Origin of the sequence: Exiguobacterium sp. ZOR0005 (assembly GCF_000798975.1) — a bacterium.
Taxonomy (GTDB): Bacteria; Bacillota; Bacilli; order Exiguobacteriales; family Exiguobacteriaceae; genus Exiguobacterium; species Exiguobacterium aurantiacum.
Genome location: NZ_JTLB01000019.1, coordinates 35213 through 55711, shown reverse-complemented (window position 1 = coordinate 55711; position 20499 = coordinate 35213). Strand labels below are relative to the sequence as shown.

Genomic DNA, 20499 nt, shown 5'->3' with positions numbered 1-20499 from the left:
TACTCACTCCTCAGACATCCAAGTGCGAAGAAGCTTGGCAAATTCCTCTGGGTTGCTCTCCGCCAATTTCTCCAACTGTTTCTTCTTGACGGCGCCTTCGCCCCGCTCTTCGAGATCGAGGTCCGGTACTTCGTCCTCATACGGTACTTCCCATTCGTTCGTCTCGCTGAGCGGTTCTTCTTTCCGTTTCCGGAGTGCGAAGAACACGAGCGCGAGCAACAGGACGGCACCGGCCGCAGCCGCATACATCCACCATTGAGTCGGTTGCTCGACAGCAGCCGCCTCTTGCGTCTCGGCGAATGGCCGTGAGACGACGACGACTTTTTGTTCGAGTTCGGCCTCGGTGAGCGCCTCGCCCGTCTTCGCGAGCGACGTCCGGATGATCGAGTACATCATCGTTTCAAGGTCGCCTTCAAGCTGCGGGTCGATCGTCGTCGCACCGTTCGGTGGTTCGACGATGAGCTGGACGCCAAGGTCGCGAATCGTATACGGTGCATTTTGAATTTGTTTCGTGATGCGGTTCACTTCATAGTTGATGATCTCATGGTTCTTCTCGCTCTCTTCGGTCCCGTTCCCGGTCGCAGCCGGGAAGTTGACGGTATCGTTCTCAGCCGTTCCCGCCGCAGTCGTCGTCCCGGTACCGCCCGTGTACGCTTCAGCGATCCGTTCGGCGGACGTGACGATTCCTTCCATGTTGTCTTCGTTGACCGGTGTGACAAGATTTTGCTCTTCTGCCGTCTGGGTCGTGTCGATGTCCGCCGTCACCGAGACGAGGACACTTCGTTCCCCGAGCAGGACGGACAACATCTGTTGGATTTGTTGACGGACATCTTTCTCGACTTGACGTTTCAAGGCGAGCGGGTCAGACGAACCGCCACCGGCCATTGTCGATTGGTCCAAATCGTAATACGTGAAGTATTGGTCCATGACCGAGATGTTCTCCGGTTTCAAGTTCGGCACGCTCTTGCTGATCAAGTGGTACAACCCTTTGATCGTCGCTGGCTCTAAATTCATGCCGGCCCCGAGGTTTAAGACGATCGACGCCGTCGGCTCCCCTTGGTCTTCAGCCAAGAACACCGATTTTTCCGGCAAAGAAATGATGACTTTCGCTTGGTTGATGCCTTCGATTTGCGTGATCAATCGTTCGAGCTCGGTTTGCATCGCACTCCGTTCGATCACGGCCATTTCCCGGTCGGTCGTTCCAAATCCGGCGTTGTCACTGAAGAAGCTGTAATCGATGGCGCCCGATTTTGGGATGCCGGCTGCCGCCAAGTTTACTTTCAACTGGTCGACTCGTTCACTCGGCACATAGACGCTCACACCGTTCGACGTCGCCTTGATTTCCGACTTCACCCCGTCGGCCGTCAGTTTTTCCGTCACTTCTCCGGCTTCTTGCGCTGACAAGTTGGTGTATAGCGGCGCCATATTCGGTCGAGCGAGTAACATGGTGAGGATCACCGCGACGAGAAGTACGCCGGCGATGACGATGCCCCAAAAGATTTTTCGGTTCGCAGGCATCTCCTTGATCGAACCGGTCAGTGAACTGAATCGTTCTTTTAACTTTTCATTCATCGCAACTCGTCATCCTCTACATTAAACTTGCATTCGCATCATTTCTTGATAAGCTTCGACAGCTTTGTTCCGCACCTCTATCGCGAGTTGCATCGCAATCGACGACTCTTCGCTTTGAATCATCACTTGGTGAAGGTCGGCCTTACCGACGGCCAAGTCAGCCCGAGCCGCGCTCGTCGCTTGTTGCACGTCGTTCAGCGACCGCATCGCTTCGTTCAAGTATGATCCAAACTGAGATGGGGTATCCTTCACACTCGGAAGCGTGGTCGGTTGCGCCCCAATCATTGAAACCGGATTAATCTGCATATGTTGTCACTCCTTATCCTTTACCAATTTCCATCGCTTTGACGAGCATCGCTTTCGTCGCGTTCATTGCGGCGATATTCGCCTCATACGAACGAGTGGCGCCCATCAAGTCGACCATCTCTTTTAGTAAATCCACGTTCGGCAATTGCACGTACCCTCGTTCGTCCGCGTCGGGATGGCTCGGGTCGTAAGACAACTTGTACGGGGCTTCGTCCTCGACGATGCGTGCGACTTGCACCCCGCCCTTCACGGCGCCCGCCAGTTGTTTCTGGAACGGCGCTTCCTGCAACACCGTCATCTTACGCGTATACGGTTGCCACTCCCCATCGACGAGCTTACCGCGCGTCGTCTGGGCGTTGGCAATGTTTGCCGACACGGTGTCCATACGTAGTCGCTGTGACGTCAATGCCGTCGCCGATATATGAAAACTATCGAACATGCCCATCGTTAACGACCTCCTCGGATCACAGTCTTCAATCCGCCGAGCCGACGGTTGAGCTGCTCCATCATCGCCTCATATTGCAACTGATTGCGGGCCAACTCGCTCATCTCGAAATCGAGGTCAACGTTGTTCCCGTCACTTCGCATCGCGCCACCGGCACGATCCACGACTTGTGTGCCCGCCCGTTCACTCGGACGCCCGCCGGCAAGTTTCAGGCGCATCTCGTTCGACAACGTCTGTTCGAAGACGGCTTGCTTCGCCCGGAAGTTCGGGGTATCAATATTCGACAAATTATGACTGATTACTTTTTGGTTCATGACCGAATGGTTGATTGCTTGCTTCATCAATTGATAGTCGGTGCCAATCCAGTTCATGCGGCTCACTCACTTTCTCATAAAGATGCATGTATATACCTTATTTGGAAATTCTACTATTACATTGAAACAAATCTGTAACAGTTCTGAAAGATATTTTTATTAAAACAGGTAAATGCTGTTCCCTCTTTTTGTCGAATTTACGACATATTCTGAAAATAATTACTTTTGCACTAAAAAACCCGTTCTTTCCTCAGAAAGAACGGGTTTATATACCTAATGCTCAGTCTAACTAAGCGTTATCACGCTTTTATAGAAAGAATTAGACTATTTCAATTCGATTTCAGCTTCTGTAATTCGAACAAGAAATTATCATTCAATATCTTAATATACGTTCCTTTCATTCCAAGCGAACGTGATTCAATGACGCCGGCACTCTCGAGTTTACGAAGTGCGTTGACGATGACCGAACGAGTAATTCCCACTCTATCGGCAATTTTGGAAGCGACTAACAGTCCTTCGTTACCACCGAGCTCTTCGAAAATATGCTCGATCGCCTCAAGCTCCGAATACGAGAGGGAGTTGATTGCCATTTGCACAACCGCTTTCTTCCGAGCTGACGCCTCAGCTTCTGCTGCCTTCTCACGAAGAATTTCCATCCCTACGACCGTCGCGCTGTATTCTGCGAGCACGAGGTCGTCTTGGGTGAACTCGTTGTTCAAACGACCGAGGACGAGTGTGCCGAGACGTTCACCGCCACCGATAATCGGGACGATTGTCGTTTTCGACTCGAGAAACAGTTCGCGGTTCTCAACCGGAAAAGCTGTATACTCGCTGTCGATGTCGATGTTTTCCGTCGTCTCTTTCACGTTAAACAAGTTCGACGCGTACGGTTCTGGGAACTGACGGTCGACGAGAAACGCCTTCATCCGCTCGTTCTCGATTTGTTGTTTGATCGCGAAGCCGAGCAGACGGCCGCGGCGGCTGACGATGAACGTGTTCGCTTCGAGCACTTCACGCATCTTGTCGGCCATTTCTTTAAAGTCAACGTGTGCGCTCGCCTCTTGTTGAAGCATCGTGTTCAATTGTCGTGTTTTATCTAGTAAGTTCATAATTCTAATTTTCCTCCCTGTATGTGCATACAGAATCTTATAGTATATATTGGCTAAGGTCTCGATCTTCCGCGATCGAGCCGACTTTCTCTTTGACATAGGCTGGTGTGATTTGAACGCTCGTCTGCGGCATATCGGCCGCCTCGAACGACAAGTCCTCAAGCACGCGCTCCATGATCGTATACAAGCGACGTGCGCCGATGTCATCGGTCTCCCGGTTGACGTGCGTGGCAATCTTCGCAATCTCTTCAATCGCCTCATGCGTGAACTCGACACCAATTTCTTCAGACTCGAGCAAAGCTGTGTACTGTTTGATGAGCGCCTGTGACGGTTCCGTCAAAATCTTCACGAAATCCTCTTCGGTCAGGCTGCTCAACTCGACACGAATCGGGAAACGTCCTTGAAGTTCTGGAATCAGATCGGACGGTTTCGCCATATGGAACGCTCCGGCTGCGATGAAGAGGACATGGTCCGTCTTGACCGGTCCGTATTTCGTGACGACCGTCGAACCTTCGACGATCGGCAAGATGTCACGTTGCACCCCTTCACGGGAGACGCCAGCGTGATCTTGTGACTTCGTGGCAATCTTATCGATCTCATCGACGAAAATGATCCCCATCTGTTCACTGCGCTGCACGGCCTCGTCGTGAACTTCATTCATGTCGAGTAAGTTCTCCGCCTCTTCAGCGACGATGAGCGGTCTGGCCTCCCGGACAGGAAGCTTTCGTTTTTTCCGTTTTTTCGGGACGATTTGGCCGAGCATGTCTTGCAGGTTCGACAATCCTTCCATCCCTTGACCTTGGAACAAATCGACGGTCTGCTTCTCTTCGAGGTTGACCTCGATCAAACGATCTTCCAACTCGCCGATCTCGAGTAAACGGCGTAGCTGTGAGCGGTCAGACGCATGCTCTGTCGATGGTTCTTGCGGCTTTTGGGCTTGCCCGCCGAACAACGCCTCAAACGGGTTGGCCGTGGTCGGTTCGGCTTTCGCCTTTCCTTGTAGCGCATCAAGAATACGTTCTGTCGCAGCGGCCTCCGCCTCGTCTTTCACGCCTTCCTTCTTGTCTTCTTTGACGAGACGCACGGATGCCTCGACGAGGTCACGCACCATCGATTCGACGTCACGGCCGACGTAACCGACCTCGGTGAACTTCGTCGCCTCGACTTTAATGAATGGTGCTCCGACTAGTTTGGCTAGCCGACGAGCAATCTCGGTCTTCCCGACGCCGGTCGGTCCGATCATTAAGATGTTTTTCGGCGTGACTTCATCGCGCAGGTCCGCACTCAACTTTTGACGGCGATAGCGGTTGCGAAGCGCGATCGCGACTGCCCGCTTCGCATCTTTTTGTCCGATGACGAACCGGTCTAGCTCCGACACGATTTGGCGTGGTGTCAATTCACGTTTCATTTAGAATCGCCTCCGATCGTTTCTACGATGACTTGGTCGTTCGTATAGACGCACAACTCGCCGGCAATCTCGAGGGCGGCCCGAGCAATCTCCTCGGCCGATTTCTCCGGTGAGTGGCGGACGAGCGCCCGGCCGGCCGCGAGGGCGTAGTTCCCTCCCGAACCGATCGCAAGAATCCCATCATCCGGTTCGATGACCTCACCGTTTCCGGAGACGAGCAATAGATGTTCGTCGTCCATGACGATGAGCAACGCCTCGAGTTGACGAAGCATCTTGTCACCGCGCCACTCTTTCGCAAGTTCGACAGCCGCTCGAGGGAGATTCCCATTATACATCTCTAGCTTCGATTCGAACTTCTCGAACAGGGTGAACGCATCAGCGACGCTTCCGGCAAATCCGGCCACAACTTTCCCGCCATAGAGCCGGCGTACTTTCTTTGCCTTGTTCTTCATGATGACGGCGTTACCGAGCGTGACTTGCCCGTCGCCGCTCATCGCGCCTTTGCCTTCGTGACGGACAGCGAAAATCGTTGTTGCATGGAACATAGTATGACCCCCTACTTTCTCGGATGTGTAGCTTGATAGACCGCCCGCAACCGTTCAGTCGACACGTGGGTATATCTGCCTGTCGTCGACAACGACTCATGGCCGAGCAGTTCTTGTACGGCACGCAGGTCCGCACCACGCTCGAGCATGTCGGTCGCGAAACTGTGACGGAGCGAGTGCGGCGTCAACGGCTTCTGAAGACCGCCGCGTTTTCTAAGCCGCTTCATCACATAACGAATTTGGTCTGTTGTCACTCGATTCCCTTTTTGACTGAGAAATAAAGCCGTTTCATGTGCCTCGACGTGCGCTTCCCGTACTTGCAAGTAGCGGTCGAGCGCCTCCTTGGCGTACTGACCGATCGGAACGTAGCGCTCTTTCTTCCCTTTTCCGACAACGTGAACGAAAGAGAGCGAGGCATCGTACGACGAAACGTCCATCCCGCACAGCTCGGCGACACGGATGCCGGTGCCGTACAACATCTCAATGATGGCGACGTCCCGTGCCTGAAGAAACGGGTCGTTCTCCTCTGCTGCCACGATGAGCAATTGTTCGACCTCACTCGGCACGGCAAAAGTCGGGATCGTCTTGCGGCGTTTCGGTGACGTCAAGCCATGAAACAGCGGCTCGCCCCCGTTCTCACGTGCGACGAACTTCCCGAACTGTTTCAGGCAAGACACTTTTTGCGACACAGTCGATGCCGCGGCCTCGGCCTCATAAAGCGCATATAAATAACGCCGCGCCGACTCCACATCATACGGTTCGAGATGTGTCGCTTGGCAATATGCGGCGTACTGGTCGAGCGTCTGCTCGTAAGAGCGTTTCGTGTGAGGCGACAGTCGTCGTTCGACTTGGCAATAGCGTAAAAATGATTGTTGATCCTCAACGAATCCCATCCTCTCGCCCCCTCAATTTCGGCTTAAAAACGCATGTTCCCGTCAAATCGAAATTAGCATAGCATACAGAATCGGAGGTGACAATAGAAACCCCTTCAATAATCTGAAAATTTTCAAAGTGTTGTACAAATTACACAATTGAAATTTAAATTCAAAAAAAAAGAGCCAAAAAATGGCTCCTTCCCCTTAAATCTCTTTAAACTGTTGAATCGTTTCAAGGGCACGATTCGCATACTTCTCGTAACGTTCTTGTTTCTTCATTTTCTTCGGCGCATCTTCGAGGGAAGGCACGAGACCGAAGTTGGCGTTCATCGGTTGGAAATGCTTACCGTCCGTTGTCGTGATGTAATGCGCCATCGATCCGAGCATCGTCTCACGCGGGAGAACGACGAGTTCTTCCCCTTGAATCAGTTTCGCTGCGTTGATCCCGGCGAGGAGACCTGAAGCGGCCGATTCCACGTAGCCTTCGACGCCTGTCATTTGTCCTGCGAAGAAGAGCGTATCACGCGTGCGCGCCTGATACGTCGGCTTCAACAAGTTCGGCGAGTTAATGAACGTGTTCCGGTGCATGACACCGTAGCGGACGATCTCAGCGTTCTCAAGACCAGGGATGAGCTGGATGATGCGCTTTTGTTCGCCCCACTTCAAGTGTGTCTGGAAACCGACCAAGTTGAAGAGCGTACCTGCCGAGTTGTCCTGACGGAGCTGGACGACCGCGTGCGGACGTTTGCCCGTTTTCGGGTCTTCGAGCCCGACCGGTTTCATCGGTCCGAACAGAAGCGTCTTCTTGCCGCGTTGTGCGATCACCTCGAACGGCATACACCCTTCGAAGTAAATCTCTTTCTCGAACTCTTTGAGCGGAACGACTTCGGCTTTGACGAGTTCCTCATAGAAGACGTCGAACTCTTCTTCTGTCATCGGACAGTTCAGATAAGCCGCTTCCCCTTTGTCATACCGTGATTTCAAGTAGACTTTCTCCCGGTCGATCGTCTCGCCGTCAAGAATCGGCGCGGCCGCATCGTAGAAGTACAAGTAGTCTTCCCCGGTGAACGCTTTGAGCGACGCCGATAAGTCCGGCGACGTGAGCGGCCCGGTCGCCACGATGACGATGCCGTCCGGGATTGCTTGAATCTCTTCGTTATGCACGGTCACGTTCGGGTGGTTCTTCAACGTGTCCGTGACGAACCCGGCAAAGTCATGGCGGTCGACGGCGAGAGCACCGCCAGCAGGGACGCTTGCCGTATCTGCCGCTTTCAAGATGAGCGAGTCGAGCGTGCGCATCTCTTCTTTCAATACGCCGACTGCATTTTGCAGGCCGTTCGCCCGAAGCGAGTTCGAGCAGACGAGCTCTGCGAATTGGTCGGTATGGTGGGCCGGTGTTTGACGCACCGGTCTCATTTCATATAAGTCGACTTGAATCCCGCGCTTCGCGAGTTGCCAAGCCGCCTCGGAACCGGCAAGGCCGGCCCCGATGACAGTTACACGTTGTGACAATCTTAATCCTCCTCTTGCTGATGTACCTCGGTGTGGGTACAGTTCGTACATTGATATTTGACGCCGTCCTTGATCTTCTTCTCGACCATCATCTTGCCGCATTCTGGACAAGGTTTCGCAACCGGTTTATCCCACGAGACAAACTCGCAGTCCGGATAGTTCGAGCAGCCATAGAACAGGCGACCTTTCTTGCTACGTCGCTCGACGACTTGGCCGTCTTCGCAACTCGGACAAGGGACACCGATTTCGACTTGGACAGGCTTCGTATTCGTACAGTTCGGGAAACCAGAACATGCCATGAACTTGCCGTAACGTCCCATCTTGATGACCATCGGTGATCCACAAATCTCACAGTCAATTCCAGCCGGCTCGTCTTTCACTTCGATTTTCTCGATTTCCGCCTCTGCACGCTTCAATCGCTTCTCGAAACTGCGATAGATCGGTGCCACGACATCGGTCCATTCGACTTCCTCATTCTCGATCGAATCGAGGAGCGTCTCCATGTCAGCCGTGAATTGGACAGTGATGAAATCATTGAAATACTCGTTGATCATCTCGATGACGAGTTCTCCGAGCTCGGTCGGGACGAACTTCTTCTCTTCTAGCACGACGTAGCCGCGCTTTTGAATCGTATCGAGCGTCGGTGCGTACGTCGACGGACGACCGATGCCGAGCTCTTCCATCGCCCGGACGAGACGTGCTTCCGTATAGCGCGGTGGTGGTTGCGTGAAGTGTTGTTTCGGCTCGATCGTATCGAACGCGACCGTATCATCTACTTCAAGCGGTGGGAGCAACCCTTCTTTCTCGGGGTTCGTGTCCTCGATATCTTCATCTTTCGACTCGATATACACTTTCATGAAACCTGGGAACTTGACGGTCGATCCGTTGGCACGGAAAATCATGCCGTTCGATTCAACATCGATTTTCACCGTGTCCAGTACGGCCGGCGCCATCTGGCTCGCGACGAGGCGCTCCCAGATGAGTTTGTATAACCGGAGCTGGTCACGTGACAAGTACGGCTTCATCGTCGCCGGGTCACGCAAAGCGGACGTCGGGCGAATCGCTTCGTGGGCGTCTTGAGCGTTCGTTGCCTTCTTCTCTTTTTGTTTCTGCGATGCGACATACTCTTCGCCGAACGTCGATTCGATGTACGACTTCGCTTCCGCTTTCGCCAAATCAGAGATTCGGGTCGAGTCGGTACGCATGTATGTGATCAAACCGACCGTTCCTTCTTTCTTGCCGAGGTCGATCCCCTCATACAGTTGCTGGGCGAGCATCATCGTCTTCTTGGCCCGGAAGTTGAGCTTACGTGCCGCATCTTGTTGAAGTGAACTCGTCGTGAACGGTAACGATGGATTCCGTTTCCGTTCTTTTTTCGTGACATCGACGACTTTGAACGATTCGCCGATCGTCTCGAGCACTTTATCAGCGTCCGCCTCTGTCTTCAGCTCCATCTTCTTCCCGTCTTTCCCGTAGAAAGACGTCTCGAACGTCTCACCGTCATGGTTGAGGGTGAGTTTGATCGTCCAATACTCTTCCGGGTCGAAGGCGTTGATTTCGCGTTCGCGGTCGATGATCATTTTGACGGCTACCGACTGGACACGTCCGGCCGATAGTCCTTTTTTCACTTTCTTCCATAACAATGGACTCATCCCGTATCCGACGAGGCGGTCCAAAATGCGTCGGGCCTGTTGGGCGTCGACGAGATCGTGATTGATTTTTCGTGGGTGTTTGAACGATTCCTTGATGGCATCTTTCGTGATCTCGTTGAAGACGACACGACATTCAGTCGTCTCATCGACTCCGAGCGCACGTGCCAAATGCCATGCGATCGCTTCCCCTTCGCGATCCGGGTCAGCCGCGAGGAATATTTTCGTCGCTTTTTTAGCGGCCGTCTTCAATTCTTTCAAGACCGGCCCTTTTCCACGGATCGTAATATACTTCGGTTCGAAGTCATGCTCGACGTCGACACCGAGTTGACTCTTCGGTAAATCGATGACGTGACCCATCGAGGCCTTGACCGTGTAATTCGATCCTAAATAACGTTTAATTGTCTTTGCTTTCGCAGGTGATTCAACGATCACCAAATATTTTGCCATACATCTGCTCCCCTTTTAGAGGTCATTTAAATCCCTACCATAATATTCATGTTCTCGATGATTTGTCAACGTGCAATCATGAGATCGTTCACAATTTGATCGGGATTCGTCAATGGAATCGCACCTTCTTCGATTAATCGGTTCGGTCCGGCAGCGAGTGGATCGAGCGGGCTTCCCGGCACCGCGAACACCGTCTTTCCTTGCTCGAGTGCGTGACCGACCGTATTCATCGTCCCGCTCTGCTGGCGACTTTGCACGACGACAAGTCGGTCGCCGAGACCGCTGACGAGACGGTTCCGTTCTAAAAATTGAAATTTTTTCACGGGCGTCTCCGGAACGTACTCACTGAGCAACAAACCGTTTCGCTCGATTTTTCCGAACAGTTGCTTATGGGCGGCCGGATAAAGGTGTAAAAATCCAGATCCGAGCACGGCGACGGTCGGACGCTCCCGCGAGAGCGCGAGTTCGTGGACGAGCCCGTCGATGCCGAGCGCCCCCCCTGAAATCGAGACAGTTTCTTCTATTAAAGGATGCAAATAATCGACGAGCGGACGGCTGATTCGATTCAATTCACGACTTCCGACCAATGCGGTCGTTCTTTCTTGTAGTACCTCTAAATCCCCTCGGTAAAACAAGCAGTATGGCGGATTCGGGATGTGGAGCAATCGCTCCGGGAAATTCGGGTCCTCCCACGTGATGAAATGACGGTACGTTTGTGTGCTTTGCAGCGCCCGTTCGATTTTTCTCGATACAGAAGGCATGGCGCGATACGCAGCGTGAGAACCGGACAAGTAGTGATGGACGAACTCGACAGGCAACCGTTCGGCTGCAAAGCGGGCAATTGTTTGATTCATCACAATCTCCTTTATAAGAAAGAGGGATGAAGATTCATCCCTCAGACCGATTCGGCTTACGTCGTCGGTTGGCCCGTGACACAAGCTTCGTATAAACCTTTTTCTTTCAACACGCGGATGAGCGTCTCTCCGATGACAGCTGGTGTCTCTGCGACTTCAATGCCGTTAGCGTTGAGTGTCTTGATTTTCTCGGCTGCCGTTCCTTTGCCGCCCGAGATGATGGCGCCGGCATGGCCCATCCGTTTGCCTTCTGGGGCCGTTTGACCGCCGATGAAGCCGATGACCGGTTTCGTCATGTTCGCCTTCACCCATTCGGCCGCCTCTTCTTCAGCCGTTCCACCGATCTCACCGATCATGATGACCGCTTTCGTATCTTCATCCTCGTTGAACGCTTTGAGCGTGTCGATGAAGTTCGTCCCGTTGACCGGGTCGCCCCCAATGCCGACCGCAGTCGATTGACCGATGCCAGCCGTCGTCAACTGATGGACCGCCTCATACGTGAGTGTCCCTGAACGTGACACGATGCCGACGTGACCTTTCGTGTGGATATAACCTGGCATGATGCCAAGTTTTGCCTCACCTGGTGTGATGATCCCCGGACAGTTCGGACCGATGAGACGGGCCGGCTTGTCTTCGAGATATCGCTTCACTTGGATCATGTCGATCACCGGGATGCCTTCTGTGATACAGATGATCAACTCGATGCCGCTATCCGCCGCTTCCATGATCGAATCCGCCGCAAACGCCGGTGGTACGTAGATGATCGATGCGTTCGCACCAGTCGCTTCGACAGCTTCAGACACCGTGTTGAAGACCGGTACGTTGTCAAGAACGGTCGTGCCTCCTTTGCCTGGTGTGACCCCTCCGACTAGTTTCGTGTTGTACGCCAGCATCTGTTCACCGTGGAACAGACCTTGTTTCCCCGTGATCCCTTGAATGATCACTTTTGTATCTTGATTCGCCCAAATACTCATGTCGTTTCCCCCTTATCGAACGAGTGCCGCGATTTTTTCTGCACCGTCAGCCATCGAGCTCGCCGACGTGATCGCAAGTCCAGATTCATCGAGAATGCGTCGTCCCGCATCCACGTTAGTTCCTTCTAGGCGCACGACGAGTGGCAAGTCGAGCCCAATCTCTTTCGTCGCGGCGACGATACCTTCAGCGATAATGTCGCACTTCATGATTCCTCCGAAGATGTTGACGAAAATACCTTTTACTTGGTCGTCCGACAAGATCAGTTTGAACGCTTCGGTTACTTTTTCTTTCGTCGCACCGCCACCTACGTCGAGGAAGTTGGCGGGTTCGGCGCCGTAGTGCTTGATGATATCCATCGTCGCCATCGCGAGCCCAGCCCCGTTCACGAGGCAACCGATGTTGCCGTCGAGCGCGATATAGCTGAGGTCGTGTTTCGACGCCTCGACTTCACGCGGGTCTTCTTCTGTCGTGTCCCGGAGGTCAACGATGTCCGAATGACGGTAGAGCGCGTTGCTGTCGAAGTTAAGCTTCGCGTCGAGTGCGATGACGTTGCCGTCTTTCGTCGTGACGAGCGGGTTGATTTCCGCGATCGTGCAATCCGTCTCGACGTATACTTTGTACAGTTTCATGACCATGTCACTGAACTTGTTGACGAGTTTTGTCGGTACTTCCATCTTGAACGCGAGTCGGCGGGCCTGGAACGGACGAAGTCCGACGACAGGGTCGACGATTTCCTTATGAATCTTCTCCGGTGTATGTTCAGCGACTTCCTCGATGTCCATACCACCTTCAGATGAACCCATGATGACAATTCGGCCGATCGAACGGTCAAGCACAAGTCCTAAGTAAAATTCTTGATCGATTGCAGAACCTTCTTCAATGTAAAGACGTTGGACGACTTTACCTTCTGGTCCTGTCTGATGCGTGATGAGCGTCTTGCCAAGAATCTCTGCTGCATACTGTTTGACTTCTTCATCCGTCTTCGCAAGTTTGACACCGCCGGCTTTACCGCGGCCCCCTGCGTGGATTTGTGCTTTGACTACTTTCAGTTCGCCGTCAAGCTTGGCGGCGGCGGCAACTGCCTCTTCAACCGTGAACGCCGGATAGCCCGTAGGTACGGCCACACCAAACGCCCGAAGCAGTTCTTTTGCCTGATACTCATGGATATTCATTTCATTTCCCCCTTAGTCCCCTTTAATATCGGCACGTCTATTGTAACGAAAAACTGAAAGCGCTGTCTATCGTTCTTGCTTTAACTTTTCATCTTTTTTTCACATCTACCTGTAGACATCTTTGATTTTGTCCTGTTCCATCTGATAAAGAAACACAAAGAGCTCGGCGATGACTTGATATAAGTCGTCAGGGATGTGCTCTTCAATGTGCAACGCACCGAGCAGAGACAAGAGGGCCGGGTCCTCATGGATCGGGACACCGTTCGCTTGCGCGAGCGCGAGCATCCGCTCAGCGACGAGTCCGCCGCCTTTGGCGACGACGCGCGGGGATTCCATTGATTGCTCATACGATAAGGCGATCGCTTGTTTTCGTTCCGTCATATGCGTCGGTCCACCTTTCCGAGCGGTGCGAACACTTCCGGCACCGACTCCACTTTCTCCTCGAAGACAAATCGGGCAAGCTCGTAGCCGTTCGACTTGAGCGCCGCGACGAGCACTGGCTCATAGGCGTGAACGAACGGCGAAAGATCATGTCGCTCATTGAACACTTTGATCGTGATATGTCGCTTTTGTACGAGCAAGTCGATGCCGGTTTCCCCGAAGCGTGGCGTCTCCAAGAACAAGACGATGCGGGCATGGTCGGAATCGACGATGTCGCGCTTCGGGGCCTCGAGCCGAAAACGAACTTGTTCGAATGGACCTAAGTGCGGTATGTGAAATGATTGAGCGACAAACGGCGGCGTCTGCACCGCGTTGAACGTCTCCTGCGCCTTGACGAACTGTTCGAACTTCGCATCCCCTTTCACTTTGAACAAATCGCCGACCAACTGTTTCAAGTCGGCCCCGGCCCCGCTCTCGAGCAACTTTTGCCCTTGCGCTTTGAGCGGTTCCGGTGTATCGAACGGTTGTCTGGCGAGGCGAGCGAGCTCGGAGGTGAGCAGGGCGAGCGGTGAACGGACAAGTTGTCCGTCCGGCGCTTGCGGCACGACTTTTAAGACGAGCTTCGGTTCGAGGTCGGTGACGACCATCTTATATGTCACGTTCTCTTTGACGTCGGCATTCACCCCGACACGAAACAGCCCTTGCGGCAGCTGCATGACCGCTTCATTGCCGGGCAACAGTTGCAGCACCCGACCGACGACCGTGTTGCCGATGAGCAACGGCCGTGAGGTTTGTTCGGTGACTTTGAACGGCATGACCCCTTGGTGGTCGATCCGCATCCGGCTCCCTCCTTCACATATGTTTGATCGGGGCGAACGACTTCCGGTGAATCGGTGTGACCCCGTGTTCCGCAAGCCCCGTCAAGTGATCTTTCGTCCCGTAGCCCGCGTTTCGCTCAAAACCGTAACCGGGATACAAGACGGCATAGTCTTCCATCATCTTGTCACGCATGACTTTGGCGACGACGCTCGCCGCCGCGATCGAGACGCTCAACGTGTCTCCTTTGACGAGCGACGTCTGCTTCGTGTCGATGTCGAGTGTCATCGCATCGACTAACAACGCGTCGACGCCGTCGAGTTGACGGACCGCCTCCATCATCGCGAGCTTCGTCGCTTCATAAATGTTAATTTGATCAATCGTCGCCGCGTCGACGATCCCGACGCCGACGACCGCTTGCTCGAGTATTTCCGTGCACGCCCGTTCTCGTGCCGATTTCGTCATCTGCTTCGAATCGTTGAGGCCGGGACTATAAAATCCTTCCGGTAAAATGACCGCTGCCGCGACGACCGGCCCGGCGAGCGGTCCTCGGCCGACCTCATCGACGCCGGCAACCAGGGCGTACCCGTCTGCCCGAAGCGCCGCTTCATGCGCGGACCGGCGGACAAAGTCGTCTAAAAGTGCCCGTTCGGCCTCGAACCGACGCTCACGTTGCCGCAGGAGCGCCTGGACCCCGGTCCGCGGGTCATTGCCTAGCTCGCGCTTCACGTCTTCCCACTCCTCATATCGGACGGTCTGAAGCCGTTGTTTAATCTGTTGAATCGTCACAATATGCCTCCTATCCAAAAAAGCCCTGTTTGCACAGGGCTTCACGCCATCTCGTGGTCGTCCGGTGTCTCAAGAGAGATCCGGCCGATCTTTTCGTGACGCAATTCATTTAACAACAATTCGCTCGCTTTCTCAAAGTCGACGTAGCCGCCGCTGATGAGACCGCGTTTCTTGCCGATCTGTTCAAGCAGTTCGACCGCATCCTCCGGCAACTCATCCAGTTTGAAGCGGTCCTTCAACTGTTCCGGGTACCGCGTCCGGAGCTCGCGCGCCGTGTACAGGGCGATATCGTCCAAGTTCAAGATTTCGTCCTTGATCGCTCCTGTCGCCGCCAGACGATAGCCGACGAGCTGGTCCTCGAACTTCGGCCACAAAATCCCCGGTGTATCGAGCAGCTCCATCTCGCCGCCTTTCATTTTGATCCATTGCTGGCGCTTCGTCACACCCGGGCGGTCACCCGTGATGGCGATGTTGCGCCCGGCGAGGCGGTTGATGAGCGTCGACTTCCCGACGTTCGGGATACCGATGATGAGGGCACGGATCGGGCCAGGGTTACGGCCTTTCTCACGCATCCGGTCGTGCTTCTCTTTCATGAGCTTCTCGGCACCCGTCATGAGCTGCTTCAAGCCTTTGCTGTGCTTCGAGTCGACGGCGACGACTTCGACGTCGTCACGCTTGAACGCTTTGAGCCAAGCGTCCGTCACGACAGGGTCGGCCATGTCGGCTTTATTGAGCACGATGAGACGCGGCTTGCCCGCCGTGATCTCATCGACGATCGGGTTTCGGCTCGACTGTGGGACGCGTGCATCGACGAGTTCGATGACGACATCGATCAGCTTGATCTTTTCTGTTACTTGTCTTCTTGCTTTGGCCATGTGGCCAGGAAACCATTGAATTGCCAAAAAAACACCACCTTATTCTTCTACCGTCCCGAAGTCGTCTAGCGGCCAGAACACGAAGTTCGTTTTGCCGACGACATCCTCTTTCGAGACGAGACCGATTTCTCGGCTATCTTTCGAGTTTTGTCGATTGTCCCCCATGACGAAGTAATGACCGTCTGGGACGACCGACTCGCCCGTCACTTGTTCGAGCGTAAAGTTCTCGGTGAGCGGGAACCCGTTCATTTGGGCGCGGAAGTCGTCCAAGTAAGGCTCCCCGACCGCCTCTCCGTTCAAATAGAGCGTATCGTCACGATATTCAAGCGTGTCGCCAGGGATGGCGATGACGCGTTTGATGTAATCTTTCGATTCGGTCGCATGGAAGACGATGATGTCCCCGCGATCGAGCTCTCCGATATAGTTCGAGATTTTACTGACGATCATGCGATCGGCATTTTGGAGCGTCGGCATCATCGATTCTCCTTCGACGATGACAGGTACAAAGATGAACGTTCGGATCACGAACGCGATGACGAGCGCTACAACGATCGCCTTAATCCAACTGAACACTTCTTTCAACATGCCTCACTCCTCTATCCGTTTGAACTTATTGTACTAGAAAAAAAGAAGCTTGTCGCAAGCGACAAGCTTAATCCCCATCTTAACGACGGATTTCTTTAATACGTGCTGCTTTACCGCGAAGGTTGCGGAGGTAGTAAAGTTTCGCACGGCGGACTTTACCGTAACGAACGACTTCGATTTGCGCGACACGTGGTGAGTGAAGCGGGAATGCACGCTCAACACCTACGCCGTAAGAGATCTTACGGACTGTGAATGTTTCGCTGATGCCGCCACCTTTACGCTTGATGACTACGCCTTCGAACATCTGGATACGCTCACGCGTTCCCTCTACGACTTTAACGTGGACACGTACTGTGTCACCAGGACGGAAAGCAGGTACGTCCGATTTGAATTGTTCTTCTGTGATTTCACGGAACAGTTTTTGTGTGTTCATGAATGTATTCTCCTTTTTCTTCAATGTTCATATCTTCATATGCCCAGGCATCCAATAGCGGAACATCGGTAATCGGGGGGTTAACCCACATGCTCAAACATAGCATAAATTGTTCAATCGCGCAACGACTCGAGAAACTTTTTATCGGTTTCAGTCAGCCCGGCTTGCTCGAGCAGCTCGGGACGGCGTCGATGCGTGCGCAACAGCGATTGCTCGCGGCGCCACGTCTCGATTTTCGCATGATTGCCCGACAACAGCACGTCCGGCACTTTGAGGCCGCGGAAGTCGGCAGGACGCGTGTAATGCGGGTATTCGAGCAGTCCGGTCGAGAACGAGTCGTCTTCATGGCTCGCCTGGGCCCCTAACACATCAGGCAACAGACGGACCGTCGCATCGATCATGACCATTGCCGCGAGTTCACCTCCGGTCAAGACGAAGTCCCCGATCGACACTTCGTCTGTCGCGAGTTCGTCATGGATCCGTTGGTCGAACCCTTCGTAGTGGCCACATAGGAAGATGAGATGCTCTTCCCGGGCCCACTCTTCAGCGACACGTTGGGTGAATGGTCGGCCCGTAGGCGTCGTGACGATGACACGAGGCCGCGTCTTCTCGATCGCATCGTATGCGTCGAAGATCGGCTGAGGGGTGAGCAGCATGCCCGCTCCCCCGCCGTACGGATAGTCATCGACTTTCTGGTGCTTGTTCGTCGAATAGTCACGGAAGTTGATGTAGTTCACTTCTAGCTGTCCGAGCGTGCGCGCCCGTCCGACGATCGAATGGTCGAGCGGGGCGAACATCTCGGGGAAAAGTGTCAAGACATCAATCTTCATCGTCAATCATTCCCGGAATCGGGGTGATGATGACACGCTTGGCATCCACGTCGATCTCACTGACGACCGACTCGATGTACGGGATGAGCGCGTCCGGTTTATTAGGGCGCTTGATGACCCAGACGTCGTTCGCGCCTGTCTCGAAGATGTCATCGATGACGCCGATGACGTCCCCGTCGACGACGGCCTCGCAGCCGATGATCTCGTGGTAATAAAACTCATGTTCCGGAAGCTCATGCACATGCTCGGCATGGACGTACAGCTTCATCCCTTTATACTTCTCGACGAGGTTGATGTTCTCGAACCCTTTGAACGTGACGAGATGGAACTGTTTGTGCGGACGATACGTCGTCACTTCAAACGGCATCTTCTTACCATCGACATCGAGATAGAGCGTCGTGCCTTTTTTAAAGCGCTCCTCGGGGAAATCGGTGGCGGCGAGCACTTTCAGCTCACCTTTTAATCCGTGCGTGTTGGCAATCTTTCCAACGTATAACCAATCCATTGTATCCCTCCTCACAAAAATAGGCCGACCCCATAAAAGGTCGGCCACAGCATTACTTCGCGTTTTTCGCGTTGTGGAATTTCTCCATGATCCCTGCTTTAGAGAACAAGTTACGAACTGTGTCAGATGGCTTAGCGCCGTCTGCCAACCATTTGAGAGCGAGTTCTTCGTTGATGCGAACTTCTGCTTCAGGTTTTGCAACCGGGTTGTAGTGTCCTACTTGCTCGATGAAACGGCCATCACGTGGTGAACGTGAATCAGCGACAACGATCCGGTAGAAAGGTGATTTTTTTGCGCCCATGCGCTTGAGACGAATTTTAACTGCCATGGTAATATACCTCCATCATGTGTTTAAGAATTGACAACTTTAATAGTATACTGCTTTTTTGTCCGACTGACAAAAGATTTATTAGAAGAACGGAAGACCGAGGCCTTTTTTCTTCCCTTTCATTTGTCCTGACATCTGCTTCATCAGCTTCTTCATGTCGTCGAACTGTTTGATGAGGCGGTTCACTTCCTGGATGGAGCGACCGCTTCCTTTTGCGATTCGCTTACGACGACTCGCGTTGAGCACTTCTGGATGCGCGCGCTCATGCTTCGTCATCGAGCGGATGATCGCCTCGACGTGATCGAGTTGTTTCTCGTCGATTTGGACGTTCTTCAACCCTTTCATCTTACCTGCACCAGGTAACATCGAAAGTAACTCATCAATCGGGCCCATGTTTTTCACTTGACCCAATTGCTCGATAAAATCATCGAACGTGAATGATGCATCGCGCATTTTGCTCTCGAGCTCTTTGGCGGCATCTTGGTCCATCTGTGACTCGGCTTTTTCAATGAGCGTGAGCACGTCACCCATTCCGAGAATCCGTGACGCCATGCGTTCCGGATGGAAAGGTTCGAGGGCATCCAACTTTTCACCGAGACCGACGAATTTGATCGGCGCTCCCGTGACTGCCTTAATTGAAAGGGCTGCCCCACCACGTGTGTCTCCGTCGAGCTTTGTGAGCACGACCCCGGTGATCCCGAGCAACTCATTGAAGCTGTCGGCCACGTTGACCGCATCTTGTCCCGTCATCGCATCGACGACGAGGAAGATTTCATTTGGTTTGGCGATCGCTTTCACGTTTTCGAGCTCACCCATGAGCGTCTCGTCAATGTGAAGGCGACCAGCCGTATCTATCAACACGAAATCGTGATGATTTGTTTTGGCGTGCTCGAGTGCTTTCGTCACGATCTCTTCCGGTTTCACTTGGTCGCCAAGTGAGAACACCGGTAGATCGAGCTGTTTGCCGAGCGTCTCGAGCTGCTTGATGGCCGCGGGGCGATAAATATCGGCCGCGACGAGGAGCGGACTCCGGTTATGCTTTTTGCGAATCAAGTTCGCTAGCTTGCCGGTCGTCGTCGTCTTACCCGCACCTTGTAATCCGACCATCATGACGACCGTCGGCGGTTTCGAGCTAAAGGTGATCGGGACGACATCGCTACCCATCAAAGTCGTTAACTCTTCGTGAACGATTTTGACGACTTGTTGTCCTGGCGTCAACGATTTCATGACGTCTTGGCCGATGGCCCGTTCTTTCACGTCGTTGACGAACTGTTTGACGACTTTGAAGTTGACATCGGCTTCAAGGAGCGCGAGGCGAACTTCACGCATCATCTCTTTGACATCAGCCTCGGAGATTTTTCCTTTGCCGCGCATCTTCGCAAGTGACGCCTGCAATCGTTCTGATAATCCTTCAAATGCCATGCTTCAGCCCCCTACTCTAAATTCTCAAGCGCCGAAATCGTCTCCGTCGCGTCGGGCGAAAGCTCGACTTGACGTTTGAGCGTCTGGAGCAGAAGTTGGCGCTGTTCGTATTTCGTGAACAAGCCTAATTTCTCCTCGTACTGCTCGAGCATCGTTTCAGTACGCTTTATGTTATCGTAGACCGCTTGACGGCTGACTTCGAACTCTTCCGCAATCTCTCCGAGCGAAAAGTCATCTAGGTAATAAAGAGACATATAGTTGCGCTGTTTCGGCGTGAGAAGCGCTTGATAAAAATCGAACAAATAGTTCATTCGATTCGTTTTTTCGAGCGACATCCGTTCCACCTCCA

General features: G+C 53.3%; 24 protein-coding genes. All 24 read right to left on the bottom strand.

Annotated features, from left to right (window positions below; genetic code table 11):
• Positions 1 to 3: 3 nt before the first annotated feature.
• The 24 genes from fliF to L971_RS08105 all read right to left on the bottom strand — a co-directional run bounded on the left by fliF (position 4) and on the right by L971_RS08105 (position 20485).
• On the bottom strand, positions 4 to 1572 hold the full coding sequence (fliF, locus tag L971_RS08220) for a flagellar basal-body MS-ring/collar protein FliF (protein WP_024370101.1): 1569 nt from the start codon (positions 1570 to 1572) through the stop codon (positions 4 to 6).
• A 21-nt stretch (positions 1573 to 1593) separates the two neighbouring features.
• Entirely contained in the window at positions 1594 to 1878 is a 285-nt protein-coding gene (fliE, locus tag L971_RS08215; RefSeq protein WP_047375349.1) for a flagellar hook-basal body complex protein FliE, read from the bottom strand.
• A gap of 13 nt (positions 1879 to 1891) precedes the next feature.
• Positions 1892 to 2323, bottom strand: a complete 432-nt coding sequence (gene flgC, locus L971_RS08210) for a flagellar basal body rod protein FlgC (protein WP_024370099.1) — start codon at positions 2321 to 2323, stop codon at positions 1892 to 1894.
• A gap of 2 nt (positions 2324 to 2325) precedes the next feature.
• Entirely contained in the window at positions 2326 to 2694 is a 369-nt protein-coding gene (gene flgB, locus L971_RS08205; RefSeq protein WP_024370098.1) for a flagellar basal body rod protein FlgB, read from the bottom strand.
• 272 nt (positions 2695 to 2966) lie between these two features.
• A complete protein-coding gene (codY, locus tag L971_RS08200; RefSeq protein WP_024370097.1) occupies positions 2967 to 3746 on the bottom strand; it encodes a GTP-sensing pleiotropic transcriptional regulator CodY in 780 nt (259 codons plus the stop codon).
• A 37-nt stretch (positions 3747 to 3783) separates the two neighbouring features.
• Complete coding sequence (gene hslU / locus L971_RS08195; RefSeq protein WP_047375347.1) at positions 3784 to 5154, bottom strand: ATP-dependent protease ATPase subunit HslU; 1371 nt, start codon at positions 5152 to 5154, stop codon at positions 3784 to 3786.
• A complete protein-coding gene (gene hslV, locus L971_RS08190) occupies positions 5151 to 5699 on the bottom strand; it encodes an ATP-dependent protease subunit HslV (protein WP_024370095.1) in 549 nt (182 codons plus the stop codon). The genes hslU and hslV overlap by 4 nt, the downstream gene beginning before the upstream one ends.
• Before the next feature lie 11 nt (positions 5700 to 5710).
• On the bottom strand, positions 5711 to 6592 hold the full coding sequence (locus L971_RS08185) for a tyrosine recombinase XerC (protein ID WP_047375346.1): 882 nt from the start codon (positions 6590 to 6592) through the stop codon (positions 5711 to 5713).
• Positions 6593 to 6778: 186 nt separating this feature from the next.
• Positions 6779 to 8137, bottom strand: a complete 1359-nt coding sequence (gene trmFO / locus L971_RS08180) for an FADH(2)-oxidizing methylenetetrahydrofolate--tRNA-(uracil(54)-C(5))-methyltransferase TrmFO (RefSeq protein WP_052200335.1) — start codon at positions 8135 to 8137, stop codon at positions 6779 to 6781.
• Complete coding sequence (topA, locus tag L971_RS08175; protein ID WP_024370092.1) at positions 8089 to 10185, bottom strand: type I DNA topoisomerase; 2097 nt, start codon at positions 10183 to 10185, stop codon at positions 8089 to 8091. The genes trmFO and topA overlap by 49 nt, the downstream gene beginning before the upstream one ends.
• A 65-nt stretch (positions 10186 to 10250) precedes the next feature.
• On the bottom strand, positions 10251 to 11039 hold the full coding sequence (dprA, locus tag L971_RS08170) for a DNA-processing protein DprA (protein WP_047375344.1): 789 nt from the start codon (positions 11037 to 11039) through the stop codon (positions 10251 to 10253).
• A gap of 56 nt (positions 11040 to 11095) precedes the next feature.
• Complete coding sequence (gene sucD / locus L971_RS08165; protein WP_029335403.1) at positions 11096 to 12013, bottom strand: succinate--CoA ligase subunit alpha; 918 nt, start codon at positions 12011 to 12013, stop codon at positions 11096 to 11098.
• Positions 12014 to 12025: 12 nt separating this feature from the next.
• Positions 12026 to 13186 carry an ADP-forming succinate--CoA ligase subunit beta gene (gene sucC, locus L971_RS08160; protein WP_024370089.1) on the bottom strand — a complete coding sequence of 387 codons (1161 nt, stop codon included), beginning with the start codon at positions 13184 to 13186 and terminating at the stop codon, positions 12026 to 12028.
• A gap of 105 nt (positions 13187 to 13291) precedes the next feature.
• Positions 13292 to 13567: an EscU/YscU/HrcU family type III secretion system export apparatus switch protein gene (locus tag L971_RS08155; RefSeq protein WP_024370088.1), complete on the bottom strand. Its 276-nt coding sequence runs from the start codon at positions 13565 to 13567 to the stop codon at positions 13292 to 13294.
• Entirely contained in the window at positions 13564 to 14406 is an 843-nt protein-coding gene (locus tag L971_RS08150; RefSeq protein ID WP_047375342.1) for a hypothetical protein, read from the bottom strand. Before L971_RS08150 ends, L971_RS08155 begins: the two co-directional genes overlap by 4 nt.
• 13 nt (positions 14407 to 14419) lie before the next feature.
• Positions 14420 to 15172: a ribonuclease HII gene (locus L971_RS08145; RefSeq protein WP_029335406.1), complete on the bottom strand. Its 753-nt coding sequence runs from the start codon at positions 15170 to 15172 to the stop codon at positions 14420 to 14422.
• A 41-nt stretch (positions 15173 to 15213) separates the two neighbouring features.
• Entirely contained in the window at positions 15214 to 16074 is an 861-nt protein-coding gene (ylqF, locus tag L971_RS08140) for a ribosome biogenesis GTPase YlqF (protein ID WP_047375339.1), read from the bottom strand.
• A gap of 12 nt (positions 16075 to 16086) precedes the next feature.
• On the bottom strand, positions 16087 to 16632 hold the full coding sequence (gene lepB / locus L971_RS08135) for a signal peptidase I (RefSeq protein ID WP_024370084.1): 546 nt from the start codon (positions 16630 to 16632) through the stop codon (positions 16087 to 16089).
• A gap of 79 nt (positions 16633 to 16711) precedes the next feature.
• Complete coding sequence (rplS, locus tag L971_RS08130; protein WP_024370083.1) at positions 16712 to 17065, bottom strand: 50S ribosomal protein L19; 354 nt, start codon at positions 17063 to 17065, stop codon at positions 16712 to 16714.
• A 113-nt stretch (positions 17066 to 17178) separates the two neighbouring features.
• Positions 17179 to 17895 (bottom strand): tRNA (guanosine(37)-N1)-methyltransferase TrmD, encoded by a 717-nt coding sequence (gene trmD / locus L971_RS08125; RefSeq protein ID WP_024370082.1) that lies wholly within the window; start codon positions 17893 to 17895, stop codon positions 17179 to 17181.
• Entirely contained in the window at positions 17885 to 18400 is a 516-nt protein-coding gene (gene rimM / locus L971_RS08120) for a ribosome maturation factor RimM (protein WP_024370081.1), read from the bottom strand. Before rimM ends, trmD begins: the two co-directional genes overlap by 11 nt.
• Before the next feature lie 52 nt (positions 18401 to 18452).
• Positions 18453 to 18728 carry a 30S ribosomal protein S16 gene (gene rpsP, locus L971_RS08115; RefSeq protein ID WP_015881366.1) on the bottom strand — a complete coding sequence of 92 codons (276 nt, stop codon included), beginning with the start codon at positions 18726 to 18728 and terminating at the stop codon, positions 18453 to 18455.
• 81 nt (positions 18729 to 18809) lie between these two features.
• Positions 18810 to 20150, bottom strand: a complete 1341-nt coding sequence (ffh, locus tag L971_RS08110) for a signal recognition particle protein (RefSeq protein WP_024370080.1) — start codon at positions 20148 to 20150, stop codon at positions 18810 to 18812.
• An 11-nt stretch (positions 20151 to 20161) separates the two neighbouring features.
• Entirely contained in the window at positions 20162 to 20485 is a 324-nt protein-coding gene (locus L971_RS08105; protein WP_024370079.1) for a putative DNA-binding protein, read from the bottom strand.
• Positions 20486 to 20499: the final 14 nt, after the last annotated feature.

What these genes read in the sequence shown, in the direction of transcription:
- rpsP (WP_015881366.1), bottom strand. Translation starts at nt 18,728, where the DNA reads ATGGCAGTTAAAATTCGTCTCAAGCGCATGGGCGCAAAAAAATCACCT.
- L971_RS08105 (WP_024370079.1), bottom strand. Translation starts at nt 20,485, where the DNA reads ATGTCGCTCGAAAAAACGAATCGAATGAACTATTTGTTCGATTTTTAT.
- fliF (WP_024370101.1), bottom strand. Translation starts at nt 1,572, where the DNA reads ATGAATGAAAAGTTAAAAGAACGATTCAGTTCACTGACCGGTTCGATC.
- topA (WP_024370092.1), bottom strand. Translation starts at nt 10,185, where the DNA reads ATGGCAAAATATTTGGTGATCGTTGAATCACCTGCGAAAGCAAAGACA.
- flgC (WP_024370099.1), bottom strand. Translation starts at nt 2,323, where the DNA reads ATGGGCATGTTCGATAGTTTTCATATATCGGCGACGGCATTGACGTCA.
- L971_RS08155 (WP_024370088.1), bottom strand. Translation starts at nt 13,567, where the DNA reads ATGACGGAACGAAAACAAGCGATCGCCTTATCGTATGAGCAATCAATG.
- fliE (WP_047375349.1), bottom strand. Translation starts at nt 1,878, where the DNA reads ATGCAGATTAATCCGGTTTCAATGATTGGGGCGCAACCGACCACGCTT.
- hslU (WP_047375347.1), bottom strand. Translation starts at nt 5,154, where the DNA reads ATGAAACGTGAATTGACACCACGCCAAATCGTGTCGGAGCTAGACCGG.
- sucC (WP_024370089.1), bottom strand. Translation starts at nt 13,186, where the DNA reads ATGAATATCCATGAGTATCAGGCAAAAGAACTGCTTCGGGCGTTTGGT.
- L971_RS08185 (WP_047375346.1), bottom strand. Translation starts at nt 6,592, where the DNA reads ATGGGATTCGTTGAGGATCAACAATCATTTTTACGCTATTGCCAAGTC.
- rimM (WP_024370081.1), bottom strand. Translation starts at nt 18,400, where the DNA reads ATGGATTGGTTATACGTTGGAAAGATTGCCAACACGCACGGATTAAAA.
- hslV (WP_024370095.1), bottom strand. Translation starts at nt 5,699, where the DNA reads ATGTTCCATGCAACAACGATTTTCGCTGTCCGTCACGAAGGCAAAGGC.
- flgB (WP_024370098.1), bottom strand. Translation starts at nt 2,694, where the DNA reads ATGAACTGGATTGGCACCGACTATCAATTGATGAAGCAAGCAATCAAC.
- sucD (WP_029335403.1), bottom strand. Translation starts at nt 12,013, where the DNA reads ATGAGTATTTGGGCGAATCAAGATACAAAAGTGATCATTCAAGGGATC.
- lepB (WP_024370084.1), bottom strand. Translation starts at nt 16,632, where the DNA reads ATGTTGAAAGAAGTGTTCAGTTGGATTAAGGCGATCGTTGTAGCGCTC.
- ffh (WP_024370080.1), bottom strand. Translation starts at nt 20,150, where the DNA reads ATGGCATTTGAAGGATTATCAGAACGATTGCAGGCGTCACTTGCGAAG.
- L971_RS08150 (WP_047375342.1), bottom strand. Translation starts at nt 14,406, where the DNA reads ATGCGGATCGACCACCAAGGGGTCATGCCGTTCAAAGTCACCGAACAA.
- codY (WP_024370097.1), bottom strand. Translation starts at nt 3,746, where the DNA reads ATGAACTTACTAGATAAAACACGACAATTGAACACGATGCTTCAACAA.
- rplS (WP_024370083.1), bottom strand. Translation starts at nt 17,065, where the DNA reads ATGAACACACAAAAACTGTTCCGTGAAATCACAGAAGAACAATTCAAA.
- trmFO (WP_052200335.1), bottom strand. Translation starts at nt 8,137, where the DNA reads ATGTACGAACTGTACCCACACCGAGGTACATCAGCAAGAGGAGGATTA.
- trmD (WP_024370082.1), bottom strand. Translation starts at nt 17,895, where the DNA reads ATGAAGATTGATGTCTTGACACTTTTCCCCGAGATGTTCGCCCCGCTC.
- dprA (WP_047375344.1), bottom strand. Translation starts at nt 11,039, where the DNA reads ATGAATCAAACAATTGCCCGCTTTGCAGCCGAACGGTTGCCTGTCGAG.